18 protein-coding genes are annotated in these 14360 nt (G+C 62.0%); 4 read left to right on the top strand and 14 right to left on the bottom strand.

All coding sequences use genetic code 11. The features are described from left to right. Window positions 1-19 precede the first annotated feature (19 nt). Window positions 20-1252 (top strand): adenylate/guanylate cyclase domain-containing protein, encoded by a 1233-nt coding sequence (locus L1069_RS12450; RefSeq protein WP_237455877.1) that lies wholly within the window; start codon window positions 20-22, stop codon window positions 1250-1252. Window positions 1253-1269: 17 nt separating this feature from the next. Here the strand turns inward: L1069_RS12450 and L1069_RS12445 are convergent, their stop codons facing one another. The 4 genes from L1069_RS12445 to rplS form a co-directional block, all read right to left on the bottom strand. Continuing rightward, window positions 1270-2079 carry a division plane positioning ATPase MipZ gene (locus L1069_RS12445; protein WP_129369274.1) on the bottom strand — a complete coding sequence of 270 codons (810 nt, stop codon included), beginning with the start codon at window positions 2077-2079 and terminating at the stop codon, window positions 1270-1272. Window positions 2080-2189: 110 nt separating this feature from the next. Next, window positions 2190-4223 (bottom strand): DEAD/DEAH box helicase, encoded by a 2034-nt coding sequence (locus tag L1069_RS12440; RefSeq protein ID WP_237455876.1) that lies wholly within the window; start codon window positions 4221-4223, stop codon window positions 2190-2192. 112 nt (window positions 4224-4335) lie between these two features. Next, a complete protein-coding gene (gene rpmE, locus L1069_RS12435; RefSeq protein ID WP_129369276.1) occupies window positions 4336-4557 on the bottom strand; it encodes a 50S ribosomal protein L31 in 222 nt (73 codons plus the stop codon). A gap of 11 nt (window positions 4558-4568) precedes the next feature. After that, entirely contained in the window at window positions 4569-4943 is a 375-nt protein-coding gene (gene rplS / locus L1069_RS12430) for a 50S ribosomal protein L19 (protein ID WP_129369277.1), read from the bottom strand. A 351-nt stretch (window positions 4944-5294) separates the two neighbouring features. Between rplS and L1069_RS12425 the strand changes: the two genes are divergently transcribed. Then, window positions 5295-6278, top strand: a complete 984-nt coding sequence (locus L1069_RS12425) for a mechanosensitive ion channel family protein (RefSeq protein WP_134830856.1) — start codon at window positions 5295-5297, stop codon at window positions 6276-6278. A 65-nt stretch (window positions 6279-6343) separates the two neighbouring features. On the opposite strand, the gene L1069_RS24275 is transcribed toward L1069_RS12425, so the two are convergent. Further along, a complete protein-coding gene (locus tag L1069_RS24275; RefSeq protein ID WP_134831355.1) occupies window positions 6344-6679 on the bottom strand; it encodes a YegP family protein in 336 nt (111 codons plus the stop codon). A 116-nt stretch (window positions 6680-6795) separates the two neighbouring features. After that, window positions 6796-7599, bottom strand: coding sequence for a tRNA (guanosine(37)-N1)-methyltransferase TrmD (gene trmD, locus L1069_RS12415; protein ID WP_237455875.1), 804 nt, complete (start codon window positions 7597-7599; stop codon window positions 6796-6798). Window positions 7600-7655: 56 nt separating this feature from the next. Here trmD and L1069_RS12410 point away from each other — a divergent pair, with 56 nt between their 5' ends. Both L1069_RS12410 and L1069_RS12405 read left to right on the top strand, forming a co-directional pair. Next, window positions 7656-8147 carry a hypothetical protein gene (locus tag L1069_RS12410; protein ID WP_237455874.1) on the top strand — a complete coding sequence of 164 codons (492 nt, stop codon included), beginning with the start codon at window positions 7656-7658 and terminating at the stop codon, window positions 8145-8147. Between the two features lie 16 nt (window positions 8148-8163). Beyond that, window positions 8164-8694, top strand: coding sequence for a hypothetical protein (locus tag L1069_RS12405; protein WP_237455873.1), 531 nt, complete (start codon window positions 8164-8166; stop codon window positions 8692-8694). Between the two features lie 15 nt (window positions 8695-8709). On the opposite strand, the gene rimM is transcribed toward L1069_RS12405, so the two are convergent. From rimM to ffh, 8 genes are all read right to left on the bottom strand, one after another. After that, the gene (rimM, locus tag L1069_RS12400; RefSeq protein WP_129369281.1) at window positions 8710-9213 is read right to left on the bottom strand and encodes a ribosome maturation factor RimM; all 504 of its coding nucleotides are present in this window, start codon (window positions 9211-9213) and stop codon (window positions 8710-8712) included. 153 nt (window positions 9214-9366) lie between these two features. Next, a complete protein-coding gene (gene bluB / locus L1069_RS12395; RefSeq protein ID WP_129369282.1) occupies window positions 9367-10005 on the bottom strand; it encodes a 5,6-dimethylbenzimidazole synthase in 639 nt (212 codons plus the stop codon). Between the two features lie 4 nt (window positions 10006-10009). After that, window positions 10010-10378 (bottom strand): 30S ribosomal protein S16, encoded by a 369-nt coding sequence (rpsP, locus tag L1069_RS12390; RefSeq protein ID WP_129369283.1) that lies wholly within the window; start codon window positions 10376-10378, stop codon window positions 10010-10012. Window positions 10379-10439: 61 nt separating this feature from the next. Next, on the bottom strand, window positions 10440-10748 hold the full coding sequence (locus L1069_RS12385) for a chorismate mutase (RefSeq protein WP_129369284.1): 309 nt from the start codon (window positions 10746-10748) through the stop codon (window positions 10440-10442). 114 nt (window positions 10749-10862) lie between these two features. Next, on the bottom strand, window positions 10863-11465 hold the full coding sequence (locus L1069_RS12380) for a GNAT family N-acetyltransferase (RefSeq protein WP_129369285.1): 603 nt from the start codon (window positions 11463-11465) through the stop codon (window positions 10863-10865). A 61-nt stretch (window positions 11466-11526) separates the two neighbouring features. Beyond that, window positions 11527-12093, bottom strand: a complete 567-nt coding sequence (locus L1069_RS12375; RefSeq protein WP_237455872.1) for a GNAT family N-acetyltransferase — start codon at window positions 12091-12093, stop codon at window positions 11527-11529. Between the two features lie 149 nt (window positions 12094-12242). Continuing rightward, window positions 12243-12794 (bottom strand): GNAT family N-acetyltransferase, encoded by a 552-nt coding sequence (locus tag L1069_RS12370; RefSeq protein WP_237455871.1) that lies wholly within the window; start codon window positions 12792-12794, stop codon window positions 12243-12245. Between the two features lie 3 nt (window positions 12795-12797). Continuing rightward, window positions 12798-14318 carry a signal recognition particle protein gene (ffh, locus tag L1069_RS12365; protein ID WP_129369287.1) on the bottom strand — a complete coding sequence of 507 codons (1521 nt, stop codon included), beginning with the start codon at window positions 14316-14318 and terminating at the stop codon, window positions 12798-12800. Window positions 14319-14360 lie beyond the last annotated feature (42 nt).

Raw genomic sequence — 14360 nt, 5'->3', positions numbered from 1 at the left:
CGGTATTGAAGGTGAAAACATGATACAGATTGATGTCAATTCCGGACCGTTGATTGCCTGGCTGATGGAGCAGGGGCTTCAAGGCGCGCAGCAGCAGGATCTTTTGCAGGGATATTGCCAGCGTCTGGTCGATGCCGGAGTGCCGCTGTGGCGGTTCCACCTGGCACAGCGCGCCTTCCACCCGAAGTTCGGTGGTCTCGGCTTCAATTGGACCCGCACCGACGGCATCAGCCACGAGCACTACGAATACCGCGAGTCCCCGCGCGAGGAATGGCTGCGCAGCCCGTTCTTCCATATTCTGGAGCACAATCTGGAAGAGTTCCGGGAAAGGATCGAAGACAGAGCCCCAGCAGAATTTCCGCTGCTGCCTGAATTGCGGGAGCGCGGGGCGACCGATTACTTCGCCAAAGGCGTGCGGTTTGCACCGCCCGAAGCGGGTCCGAACGATCCGCGCCATCCGCAGGAAGGCATGCTGGTTTCCTGGTCATCAGACCGGCCCGGCGGGTTCAGCAACCGCGAGCTGGATCTGATCCGTACCACGCTGCCGCATCTGGGGCTGGCGCTGAAATCCTCTTCCAACCGGCAGATGGCCAGTGATCTTTTGCAGGTCTATCTGGGCCGCGATGCGGGCCGCCGGGTTTTGTCAGGCGAAATTCAACGCGGTTCCTCGCAGCAGATCGATGCTGTGCTCTGCCTGTTTGACCTTAAGGGCTTTACCCAGCTGGCGGAACGGCTGCCCGGAACCGAGCTGATCGAGATGCTGAACGGCTATTTCGGCCTGGCGGTGGAAACCATCCAGGCGCATGGCGGCAATATCCTCAAGTTCATGGGCGACGGCATGCTGACCATGTTCAACCTCGGCAGTATCGAGGAGGACGCCCATGCGGCCCTTGCGGCGGCCAATGAACTGTGCGGCAAAGTGCGTGCCTTCAACTCCGAGCGCGAAGAGCGGGGGCTGCCCACCGCGGGCTTTACCCTGGCGCTGCACGCGGGAACCATCCTTTACGGCAATATCGGTGCAGAGAACCGGCTTGATTTCACCGTCATCGGCCAGGCGGTGAACCAGACCGCCCGGATCGCGGGGATGCACCGTTCGGTCGGCCAAAGCATCATCATGTCCGAAGACGTGCAGAAGGCGGCCAAAGGCACCAACCACGATCTGGTGTCGCTGGGCCGTTACATGCTGCGCGGAGTGGCCGAGCCGATTGAGCTTTACACCATTTACCGCGGCAATTGCGGCTGCGATGGCTAAACCGCCGCGGGGCAGGATCAGATACTGATCTCGACCCCCGGCAGGTTTACTTCCTTCATCATGTCGCGCAGCTCCTGCCGGGCAGCGATGTTGGAAATGTTCAGCTGCTTGACACCGATATCCTTGAGGTCAAGCAGCGTCAGCCCGCGCGGGAACAACTCGCGGAAAATCACCCGCTCGGAAAAGCCCGGTGCGACCCGGAAGCCGATCCGCTTGGACAGCATATTGATGGCGCGCTCCATCTTTTCCTTGTTGACCATGCGCTGTGTGCCGACGCGGTTGCGGATCACGATCCAGTCGATCGGCTTGAGCCCCGCCTGCGCCCGCAGCTGACGGGCGTTCCAGACCATTTCCGAGTAGACGGACGGCCCGGTAATCGCCTCACCCTTTTGGTCCACATGCGCAAGCAGGTCGAAATCGACAAAACTGTCATTCAAGGGCGTGATCAGCGTGTCAGCCAGCGAATGCGCCACCTGACTGAGGCGCGTGTGCGAGCCAGGGCAGTCGATCAGGATGAAGTCATGGCCAGGCTCCAGCGCCGAGACCGCCGCTGACAGCCGGTGGTCATAGATGTTTTCGCCCGGCTGCAAGCTATCGGGATCAATCTCCGGCAGTTCGTGCATTCCCACCATCGGCAGGTCCAGCCCTGCCTTCGCGCAGAAATCCTTGCGGTTCTCCAGATACCGCCCCATCGAGCGCTGCCGCAAGTCCAGGTCAAGCGCCGCCACCTTGTGCCCAAGCCGGGCCAAGGTGGTAGCAACATGCATGGACACAGTGGATTTTCCCGCGCCGCCCTTCTCGTTGCCGACGACAATAATATGCGCCATGTACAGGTCCCTTCGCTCGTGCCTTTGGCACGCTTTTATCTTTGCGCCCCTGTATAGGCTCTGGATTCGGTCAAGAAAAGCGGTCTGCGCGGGCTGGTAAACTTAGTGTATCACCTGTGTTTTGAAGGTCCCGCCGGCTTGCGGTTGGGACGGGTGTCGCCGCCTTTCCCAGGTTTGGCAAATGGAGCGCGGGCCTTGTTTTTCTTGCTGTTCGGCTTGCCGGCCGGCGGTTTGGGGCCTTTGGCTTTGAAAGGTTTGGCTGCCGGTGCGCCGGGTTTTGCCATCCGTTTGGACGGATCCGAAGCGCCTTTGGGCTTGGCCGTGACTGCCGGAGCGGGCTTGCGGGGACGGTCATCGGGGCGCGGTTCGCGGCGTTCTTCCCGGTCCTGCTTGCCGCTCCATTCCTTACGCGGCGGCCGGCTGTCGCGGCCGTCATCGGATTTGGCGCGATAGGGTTTGGGGCCATCCTGCTTGCCGCGGTGCGGTTTTTCGCCGCGATCACGGTCGCCCTTGAATCCGCCCTTGGGGCCACCGGGGCCACGGCGCTGGGCTGGTCCCAGATCAGGGGCTTCGGACAGCTGTGTCAGCACCGCGCCTGGCTCCAGCTCGGTCTTGCCGCCCAGTGCTTTCAGGAAGCCATCAACCGCATCCTGGCTGATTTCGGCAAAGGTTTCGTTTTCTTGTATCCGGATCGCCCCGATAACGTCGCGATCAATACTGCCGGCTTTGCACAGCATCGGCAGCACCTTGCGCGGGTCCGCACCAGCGGCGCGCCCGCCTGACAGCGAGAACCACACCGACGGACCGAAATCCTTGCGTTCTTTGCGTTCCTTGCGCGGTTCCTCCGCGCCGGCCGGGCGCAGATCCTCCGGCGCAGAATGGCGGCTGCGGAAAAGGCGCAGGTAGGTGGTGGCAATCTGCTCGGCAGAGAAATGCTCCAGCAGGGTCTTGACGCCTGCCTGTTCCTGCTCCGCAACAGGCTCCTGCCAGACAGGATCGGCCAGCATCCGCTCCTCGTCACGCGCCATAATGTCGTCGGCCGAGGGCGCTTCGCAGTGTTCTGCCGTCAGCTTGGCCCACTTCAGCAGCCGCAGCGCCTTGCTGCGGGCCTTGGGCGGCGCGATCAGCGCGCTGACGCCTTTGCGGCCCGCGCGGCCGGTCCGGCCCGAACGGTGCAGCAGAGTTTCGTGGTTCGACGGCAGCTCGGCATGTACCACCAGCTCCAGCCCTGGCAGGTCGATACCGCGTGCGGCCACGTCAGTGGCCACGCAGACCCGGGCGCGGCCGTCGCGCATTGCCTGCAGCGCCTGGCTGCGCTCGGCTTGGGACAATTCGCCCGACAGCGTCACCACCGACAGACCGCGGTTGGTCAGCCGTGCCGCCAGACGGTTCACCGCCGCTCGGGTGTTGGCGAAAACGATAGAGCTGGGCGCCTCATAGTAGCGCAGCACATTGATGATGGCGTTTTCCGCATCTTGCTGCGCCACGCTCATCAGCCGGTATTCAATGTCGGAATGCTGTTTGGTTTCGCCTGCGGTCTGGATCCGCTGCGCGTCTTTCTGGAATGTCGTGGCCAGGCTGGCAATGCCCGACGGCACGGTGGCCGAGAACAGCAGGGTGCGGCGGTCTTCGGGCGCTTCGCCCAGAATGAACTCTAGATCTTCGCGGAAGCCCAGGTCCAGCATTTCGTCGGCTTCGTCCAGCACCACTCCGCGCAGATTGCTGAGATCAATAGAGCCGCGCATGATGTGGTCACGCAGCCGCCCTGGCGTTGCCGCGACGATATGCGCACCGCGGGCCAGCTCCCGGCGCTCGTCGCGCATATCCATGCCGCCAACGCAGGAGGCGATCACCGCACCGGCGCCCTTGTACAGCCAGCTCAGCTCGTGTTTCACCTGCAGCGCCAATTCCCGTGTCGGCGCAATCACCAGGGCCAGCGGCGCGGCAGCAGCCTCAAATGCCTCAGCCTCACCCAGCAGTGTCGGTGCCAGCGCCAGTCCGAACCCGACTGTCTTGCCCGATCCGGTCTGCGCCGAAACCAGCAGGTCGCGCTCGTTCAGCTCTGGCTGGGTCACAGCCTCCTGAACTTGGGTCAGGGTTTCATATCCGCGCTCTTGCAGTGCGTTGGCCAGGGCTTGTTTCACGAGGAGGGCTGTCTTTCCCGCAAGGCGCATACCGCCTCAGCGTCAGGAGAAAAGAAAGAAGGCTGCCCGTCCGGGGCAGCCTTCGGGAGTTTGGCAAAATACGGCAGGTGGCTTAGAAGCCCAGGCCTTCGTATTTCTTCTTGAACTTCGACACGCGGCCGCCGGCATCCATCAGGCGCGAGGTGCCGCCGGTCCAGGCCGGGTGCACGGTCGGGTCGATGTCCAGCGCCAGCTGATCCCCTTCATTGCCCCAGGTGGAGCGCATTTTGAGGATGGTGCCGTCGGTCATTTTGACGTCGATGAAGTGGTATTCGGGATGAGTGTCTTTTTTCATGATACCGCTCCTCAGGCTTTCTTGGGCTTGTAGTGTGCATCTTCTGCGATACGGGCCGACTTGCCGCGGCGCTCGCGCAGGTAGTACAGCTTGGCGCGGCGCACGCGGCCGCGGCGCACAACGGTGATGCTGTCGATGTTGGTCGAATGCAGCGGGAACACACGCTCCACGCCTTCGCCGAACGAAATCTTGCGGACGGTGAACGAACCGGCAATGCCCGAACCGTTTTTACGGCTGATGCAAACACCTTCGTACATCTGCACGCGCGAACGCGAGCCTTCGGTCACCTTAAAGCCGACACGGATGGTGTCGCCGGCTTTGAAATCAGGGATATCTTTCCCCAGGGCGGCGATCTGTTCCGCCTCCAGCTGTGCGATCAAGTTCATCGCAACTCTCCTAAATTGGCCTGCGGTTCTTTCCGCAGAGGTTTGCGCCGTCATGAGAGCTCTTGGTCTTCACCGGGTCCCGCCTTAGGCAGCCCGCCAGAGATCACGCAGTCTGTTTCTTGCTTCTGGCGGTCAGATCCCGGGTGAAAACCGAAGAAGATCTTCAGGTGGATTGATCCAACAGCCAGCAGTCCGGAGCCGCAAAAGCGAATCCAGACTTGCGGACGTATAGGCAGAAATGCGGGCCGGATCAAGGGAAAGAAATGCAGGTCCGGCCGCAGCGGGGGCGGAGCAGGGAACCTTCGAGGATGACAGGCGTTTTACCTGATCGGAGCCAAGAGAGGAAGACAGATGGAGCAGGTGGATGCGGATGTCGGCAATGTTTTTGAGAAGATAGACAGCTGGGTGGACGGCTTTTTCAGAATCCTGCCCAACCTTGGCATCGCGCTGGTTCTGCTTGCCGTGTTCTGGCTGCTGGCCAGGCTGGTTGCCGGTGTCGTGAGTAGGGCCGGAAAAAGACGCGGGCGGGACAATCTGGGCGAGGTCGGCGCAGCCCTGATAAAATGGGCGCTGATCATTGTCGGTCTGATGCTGGCGATCACGGTCATTGCGCCCTCCATCACTCCTGCGGATCTGTTTGCCGGCCTGGGTATCGGCTCCGTTGCCATCGGCTTTGCCTTTAAGGACATTCTGCAGAACCTGCTGGCGGGGATCCTGATTTTGCTGCGCCAGCCGTTTTCGGTTGGGGACCAGATTATCTCTGGCGGGCATGAAGGCACGGTGGAGCGGATCGAAACCCGGGCAACGCTGATTAAAACATACGACGGGCGCCGCGTTGTCATTCCGAATTCTGACATTTACACCGATGCCGTCACCGTCAACACAGCGTTTGAGCAGCGCCGTTCGCAGTATGACGTGCAGATCGGTTGCAACGACAGCTGGGACGACGCCAAGCGGATCATGCTGGAGGCTGCGCGCGGATGCGACGGGGTGCTGGAGGACCCGGCGCCGGAAGCGCTGCCTTGGGCGATTGCTGACAATGGCAACAATATCCGCTTGCGCTGGTGGACCAAATCCGACCGGGCAAGCGTGGTGCAGACCTTTGCCCAGGTAATCGAGGCTGTCTACAAGGCGCTGGATGACAGCGGAATTGACATGCCGTACCCGACCCAAGTGATGCTGTTTCACGACCAGACCGAGGAAACCGATGGCGACCGCAGCCGGCATCGTGAAGGCTGGCCTGCGCGGCCCGATGGCAACAACCCCAGGCCGCTCCGGATCGCAGATGCGCTGGCCGGGAGGCGGCAGACGCAAAGTGAGGAGAGCCAAGAGTAACCGGGTTCCCGGACGGGCGTGGCTGCACAAGGCCGGTGGGCCTTGTGTCTGTCATACCGGCAATCTTAGCCGGTTTTGTCGTCCACTGCTGCATCAGGGGCGTTTTTCTTGACGGACTCAATGCCATTGTTGCGGCCAGAGGCGCTGGCGTAGCTTTGCGAGGTGCCGATCACCTGGCCATTGGTGGCTTTCAGGTTGAACATGTGCTTGCCGGCGGCTGTTTCCTTACGCTCATACCGCCCATCATCACCAGCGTTCTTTTTAACTGACTCAATGCCATTCTCAGCACTGGCTTTCTGCTTGTAGCCTTCGCTGGCCAGAATGTTCTCGCCGTTGCCTGCTTTCAGGCGGAAGCGGAATTCGCCCGCATTATCGGTATAAAGTTCGAATTTCCCAGACACCCTGCTCACTCCTAATTCCTGATGAATATGAGGGGACTAAAGCACGGCTTGGGTCATCCGGCAATGTTTTGGGGCTGCTGCAAACGCGGAATCGGCGGTGCGGGCCAATCACTTGATCAGCGTTTGTTGTCTTTCTTGCTGCTGTGAGCTTCCCATAGATCAGGACGGCGGGCCTTGGTAATGTCTTCGCTCATCCTGTGCCGCCATTCCGCGATCTTGCCATGGTGGCCTGACATCAGCACATCCGGGATTGCGCGGCCGTTCCATTCGGCAGGGCGGGTATATTGCGGATGCTCCAGCAGGCCGGAGGAAAAACTCTCCTCCTCGGTCGAGGCGTGATTTCCCAGCACGCCGGGGATCAGCCGGACGGTGGCATCAATCAGTGCCTGCGCGGCCAGTTCGCCGCCGGTCATCACGAAATCGCCCAAGGAGACTTCCTGAATACCGTAATGGTCCAGTACCCGCTCATCGACGCCTTCAAACCGGCCGCACAACAGGGTCATGCCATCGCATTGGGCGAAGTTCTGCATCATCTGCTGGTCCATCCGGCGCCCCCGCGGCGACAGGTAAATCAGCGGCCAGTTGCCCTTGGTTCCGGTCATCGTGTGCTCAATTGCGTTGCCCAGCACATCTGCACGCAGCACCATTCCGGCGCCGCCGCCTGCGGGAGTGTCATCGACATTGCGATGCTTTCCGGCGCCGAACTCGCGCAGATCCACTGTCTCAAGCTGCCACAACCCGTCCTGCAGCGCCTTACCCGTCAGGCTTTCGCCCAGCACTCCGGGGAAGGCTGCGGGAAACAGGGTGATGACCTTGGCTTTCCAAACGCCTGCAAGGTCCGGCGTGGGTGTCATCAGTTCACGCGGTTTCAGGGTCTGACGGATGGCCTTGCGGCCGTGGGATTTGCTTGGTGCTGTCATAATAATGCTGTTTAGTTCAGTCAGATTTTCGCGCAATAGAAAGCTTTGGACCCTGCATGAATTCGAAACGCACTTCTCTGCCAGCATCCATTGAGCAGCAGGGCGGGTTCGAGGCCGCGCAGCGCCGCGCCGAAGCGCTGTGGCCCGGGATTGCTTCGGATCTGGGGCTCCCGGCTGCAGGCGCTTTGTTCAGACGGATGCAGGTCAACCCCAAAAAAGAGGATCAATGCTGCGTCTTGAGAGTATCCTTGCAGGACGGCAGGGAACTTGTGATGCGGGCTGACTTTGCCGAAGGAAACCTTGACCGGCATCAGGCGAACCTGAAACGCCACCGGACCGCAGCAGAGGCGCTGAAATTCACGGCGGGCGTATCGGTGCCGCAGCTTCTTTGGTGCGATCCCCAGTATAAGTACACGCTGATGGAATTGGCTCCTGGGGATACAGCATTTCAGGCATTGTATCTGGCTGGCTATGGGCTTGGGGACCGCGACCGGCTGTTGCAGCGGATCGGCGCCGCGGTTGCTGCACCGCTGCTCGGCGACGGATGAGCAGGTATTCTGGCCGATGCGGCATCTTGAAACCGTGTCACGGACTGCCGGTACCGTTCGTGCAGGAGAGGTGACCGTTGTAAAACCGAAGCGTTTCCTGGGGCTGTGTGCGTATATGCACCGTGCTGGGCGGCGCGCCAGAGGTGTCAGATACCAGCCCGGCCTCGCCCACGGCGACCTGCATTTCCGGAATATTCTGGCCTCTGCTGATCAGATTTCCTTTATCGATTTTTCCAGCCAGAGGTTTTCTATCGCCGAGCGCGATATCTCCAACCTATGGCTTGCAAATGGCCTGGACCATTTGTCCGGCCTGGACGGAGACGCTGGATTTGGCGGGATTTCACAAGCAGATTGGGCGGCGTTCGAAGAAGGCTACGGGCGGCATGTTTCCCGTGAACCGCTTTTCCAGTTCTGCTTTGCGCTGCGGCTTTGGGAATCCTGGATAAGGTTCTCGGCATCCGGCCGCGCCGCCGGAAAGAAAGGTCAGAGGCAGCTTGAGCAGGTGGTTAAGGTTCTTGATTTACTTCTGGACCAAGAGCCGGGCTGAGCGGGGCCTGCCCGCTCAGAACAGCCCTTCGGGCGGATCGGCGATGATGCGGCCCCGGGTTTGGTCCACGGTTGGCACCGCTTCCAGAGTGAAGGGCAGCAGCACCGTGGCTTTCAGGCCGGGGCCGTGGATTTCCAGCAGGTCGGCGGCGCCGTGGTTCTGCACCGATTTCACTGTGCCCAGCAGGGTGCCGCCGGTGTCATACACTTCCAGCCCGATCAGGTCGGTGTGATAGAATTCGTCATCCGGCAGCTTTGGCAGCTGGTCGCGGCGGGCAAACAGGCGCAGGCCTCTGACTGCATCGGCCTGCTCTTTGGTTTCAACGCCGCTCAGCCGGGCGGCAAAGCCGTTTTTGACCGTTCGGGTCAGGGTCACCGTAAAACTCCGGCTGCCGTCCTCGCTGGTAAGCGGTGAATAGTCGCTGATTTCTTCGGGAATGGCGCAGAAGCTCTTGAGCCGCACCTCGCCGCGCACGCCGAAAGCGCCGGCCACCGCTCCCACGCAGATCAGGTCGCTCATGGTATTATTCCTTTGCACAGAACCCTGCGCGCAGCCATTGGCCGCCAGAGTGTTCGCAGAGTTCGCTTTGGTGGTTGCGTTCAAAAAAGATGCCTGCGGTAAAGGCCACTGCAACAAAAAACACAAGCCGGATCAACCGTCCCATCATGGGCCTCAGCGGGTTTCAAGCGGCAGGCTGGCCATCCGGCTTTCCCAGCCGGTTTCTTCCAGCTCCGGCGTGTCCGAGAACCGTTCCGGATAGCCAATGCAGAAATAGCCGATCAGCTGCCAGCCTTCGGGGGCGTTCAGATCGCGGTTCAACTGTTCGGGGTCCAGCACCGACACCCAGCCCAGACCCAGTCCTTCGGCCCGAAGAGCAAGCCAGAACAATGTGATAGCGGTGACCACCGAATAGCGGCGCATCTCCGGCATGGTTGCGGCGCCCAGGCCGTGGCCCTGCGCAGTTTCATCGTCGCAGTAGACCGCCAATTGCACCGGGGCGTCGCGCATTCCGGACAGTTTCAGCCCGGCATAACGCTCGGCGCGTTCGCCGGAATACCCTTCCAGGGCTTGCGCATTAGCAGTCTCAAAATTCTTCAGCGCAGCGGCACGGGCGGGGCTGCTGTCCACCCGCAGGATGCGCCAGGGTTCGCTGAGGCCCACAGACGGGGCAAGCGGAATGGCAGAGAGGCAGCGCATCAGCACTGCCTCTTCCACCGGATCGCTGCGGAACCGGCGCACGTCGCGCCGGAGCCGCATCAGCAGATCAAGCTGGCTGCGGAACTCTTCGGGAAAAGCGCCCCGCAGCTCCACGGAATTATTCCGCGTCTGCAGTTGCTGCGGAGGCTTCAGCAGCCTTTGCAGCTTTCTCTTCTGCGCGCTCCTGGGCTTTCTTGCCCGGGGCGCCTTTCTTGGGGTTGCTGCGCTCGGTCTTGGCACGGACACCGGCCGCTTCCAGCATGCGGGCGATACGGTCGGTGGGCTGCGCGCCGTGGTCCAGCCAGTGCTGCACGCGTTCCATGTCCATTTTCACGCGCTCTTCGCTGTCTTTCGGCAGCAGCGGGTTGTAGGTGCCCAGCTTCTCGATGAAGCGGCCGTCGCGCGGCATGCGGCTGTCAGCAGCCACGATGCGGTAAAAAGGACGCTTTTTAGAGCCGCCGCGGGCCAAACGGATTTTCATTGCCATGGGTACATCTCCTTTGATGGCGTTGTCCGGGGTTTGCCCCGGTTGTTCCTGTTGTCTGTTATTATTCTTGGTGCTTCTTGTGGTGCCGAATGACTTCACCGATGATGAAGTTCAAAAATGCCTTAGCGAATTCAGGGTCCAGATCGGCCTGTTTTGCCAAGTCTTCAAGCCGCGCGATCTGCGCCGCTTCGCGGGTTGGATCAGACGGCGGAAGGTCGTGTTCAGCCTTGAGCCGCCCCACTGCCTGGGTGTGCTTGAACCGCTCGCCCAGAGTATAAACGAGGATCGCATCCAGGCGGTCGATGCTTTCACGGTGGCCCTTCAGCAGCTGGGCTGCGCGGACGGCGGGGTCTTGGGTTTCGGTCGTCATCAGGTCCTCCGCAGGGCAGCAATGCCAGGGCGTGCCGGGACAGCAGCGGGCATATATCCGCTATTCACAGCAAGTGGACCGCCACAGCGCAGCAAATGGGTGTTCTGGTGCAACTCAGTCAAGTGCCCAACCCTCCGGCTTGAACAACGGGTCGGCGTAGTGGCCGATTTCCATTTCGATGCCATGCGCAATCTGGCTGTCCTTCAGGGTGTCCGGCGCAGGGTGGCGGTAGACCGCATCATTGCCGTCGATGGTTGCGGCGCTGTGGTCCTTGGCAGCGCCGAGCCGCTCCGCCAGCCGGATCGAATCGAGATTCTTGGGATCGATATAGCTGACCGCGGTCTCCCAGCCCAGATTTGAATAAAAATGTCCGCGAGCGGCCTGTACCGCCTCCAGCGCATAGCCCTTGCCGGCGGCACCGGGCCAGATGATCCAGGCGATCTCGCGCTCGGGCCAGCCTGCGGGCTGCCAGCCGCCGGCCATGCCGTAAGTCTCGTCCGTGGCCTTGTCGTGGATCATCCACATGCCGAATCCGCGCACCTGCCAATGGCCGATCTCAGCCGCATAGAGCATCCAGGCCTCATAGGTATTCAGCGGACCGCCCATAAAGCGCGAACGGTAGGAGCTGAAGGTGGCTTTGAAATCGGGGTAGTCCTGCGGTTCGGGGCCACGCAGTACCAGACGGCGGGTTTCGATCACCGGGATGTCAAAGGGCATCAGCGCGCTCCCTCCAGCGGAAGGTCGCGGCCGGGCCGGACTATGATCCCGTAACGGCGCATTAGTGCAGCAGGCCCCGTTCGGCCTGCGCGCCGGACATGCGGGCGGGCGGGACATGGCGCCAGACGCGGATATTGGGCGCGGGCTGCAGGCGGAAGCTGACCGGCTTTTCCGGGCGGGCGCCGACGCGTTGGGCCAGTGCGATGGAGGCGCCGTTTTCCTCGGGCACGTAGGAGACGATGCAGTCCCACCCGGCCTCGGCAAACAGCCAGTCGAGAACACATTGCGCGGCTTCGCTGGCGTAGCCCTTGCCGCGGCCCGTTTCCATCAGGTGCCAGGACAGTTCCGGTTCCGGCCAGCCTTTGGGGAACCAGGGGCCAACCAGGCCCACGGTCCGTCCGGTGCTGCGTTCAACCACGGCAAACAGGCCGTAGCCGTGCAGATGCCAGTGGCCGATGATGGTGGCAATCGACCACCAAAGCGAATCCGGATCTTCCGCCGCATCGATGAAGCGCGCCGCGCCCGCGTCGAGGAAGGCGGCATTGGCGTCGAACTCCGGGTCCGCCGGAGACATCAGCATAAGCCGTTTGGACTTTAGCCGCGGATACGGCGTTTGCACGTCAGTCATCTTGTACCCCTTTGTCCGGGCGGCGGACCGCCCGGCATAAATTTCACCCATCCAATGAGGGAGTATCGGGGAGACTGCGTAATTTTCAGTTAAACGGGCTGCATCCCGGGCTGCCGGGGCGGCCTGGTTTGTGCAAATTTGACAGAAGCTCATGCGTAGGCCTCCATCCCGCCATCGCTCGGCGCCTCGGGGGCAGGATGGCGGTAGACCAGCTCACGCCCGTGTTTCGGGTTGTCGAATTCCGCCTCGAACACCGCGCCAAGCCGTTCGGCCAGCGCCACCGAACGGGTATTGCCCGGGAAGATGTTGGAACTGAGTGCGGGCAGGCCCATCACCTCATAGGCGTGGGTGCGGGCGGCCAGCGCGGCCTCGGCCATGACGCCGCGGCCTTCGCCGGCCGGGAACGCCACCCAGCCCAGTTCCGGTTCCGGCCAGCCTTCGGGCTGCCAGATGCCGGTGATGCCAAGCGCCTCGCCGGTTTCCTTGCAGGTTATGGTCCAGAAGCCGAAACCGCGCATTGCCCAGTGGCCCACCGACATGGTGAACCAGCGCCAGGCTTCGTTGCGGTCGAGCGGCCCGCCAAACCCCCAGGAGCGTGCTTCATCGGCGAAGAACGCTGCCACCGGCCCGAAATCCGCCGCCTCCGGTCCGCGCAGGACCAGGCGTTCGGTTTCAAGCTGAGGGATGGCGGGGAGCTGCATAGGTTACTTCTTCTTGCCGAAACCGCTGAGGCCCGCAGGCAGGCCCATGCCGCCGCCAAGACCGGGGAGGCCGCCGGGCAGGCCGCCTTTGCCGCCCATTGCCTTGGCCGCGGCTTCCAGCGCTTTGGGGTCCATCTGGCTGGGATCCATGCCGCCCATATCCGGCATGCCGCCCTTGCCGAACATGCCCTTCATGGCCTGTTTCAGCATCTTGCCTTTGCCCATCTTGCCCATCTTCTTCATCACGTCGGCCATCTGCCGGTGCATTTTCAGAAGCTTGTTGAGGTCGGAGACCTCCATGCCGGAGCCGGCCGCGATGCGTTTCTTGCGGCTTGCCTGCAGCAGCGCGGGGTTGGCGCGCTCTTTCTTGGTCATCGACTGGATCATGGCGATCTGACGTTTCAGCACCTTGTCGTCCATGCCGGCGTCCTGCACCTGCTTGGCCATTTTGCCCATGCCGGGCATCATCTGCATCATGCCCTCCATGCCGCCCATCTGGAGCATCTGTTCAAGCTGCATCTTCAGGTCGTTCATGTTGAACTGACCCTTCATCATGCGCTTCATCATCTTTTCGGCCTGTTCGGCCTCGATGGTTTCCTGGGCCTTTTCGACCAGCGCCACGATGTCGCCCATGCCGAGGATGCGGCCGGCGATCCGGTCTGCCTCAAAGGTTTCCAGGGCGTCCATCTTCTCGCCCAGGCCGACAAAGCGGATCGGCTTGCCGGTGACGGCGCGCATCGACAGCGCCGCACCGCCGCGGCCGTCGCCGTCCATCCGGGTAAGCACTACGCCGGAGATGCCGATCTTGGCATCAAATTCCTCGGCCACCTCGACGGCGACCTGGCCGGTCAGGCCATCGACCACCAGCAGAGTCTCGCGCGGGGAGACCACGTTGCGGACGTCCTCGACCTCCTGCATCAGCACTTCGTCGATGTGCAGGCGGCCGGCGGTGTCCAGCATGTAGACGTCATAGCCGCCCAGCGTCGCCTGCTGCTTGGCGCGTTTGGCGATATCGACGGGTTTCTGGCCGGGTACGATCGGCAAAGTGTCGACGCCGATCTGGGTGCCGAGCACGGCCAGCTGGTCCATCGCCGCCGGGCGGTAGACGTCGAGCGAGGCCATCAGGACTTTCTTGCCCTCTTTGTCCTTCAGCCTTTTTGCCAGCTTGCCGGTGGTGGTGGTCTTACCCGAGCCTTGCAGGCCGACCATCAGGACCGGGGCGGGCGGGTTGTCGACCTTAAGCTTGCCGGGGTCTTCGTCACCGCGCAGCACGTCGACCAGCGCGTCATGGACGATTTTGACCACTTGCTGGCCGGGGGTCACCGATTTGGTGACGGACTGGCCGGTGGCCTGCTCCTGCACCTTTTTAACGAAGTCGCGGGCCACCGGCAGCGAGACATCAGCCTCCAGCAGGGCGACGCGGACCTCGCGCAGGGCGGATTTGACGTCCTCTTCATTGAGGGCGCCCTGTTTGGTCAGCCGGTCAAAGACGCCGGAAAGGCGTTCGGATAGATTTTCAAACATGCCTTGCGGCCTCCTGTGCCGGTTTCCAGTTGTAGCGCCCCC

The sequence above is a fragment of the Leisingera sp. MMG026 genome (assembly GCF_021654205.1).
Classification (GTDB): domain Bacteria; phylum Pseudomonadota; class Alphaproteobacteria; order Rhodobacterales; family Rhodobacteraceae; genus Leisingera.
Note: the sequence above shows the minus strand (reverse complement) of the source record. Positions and strands in the feature narration are given on the sequence as shown.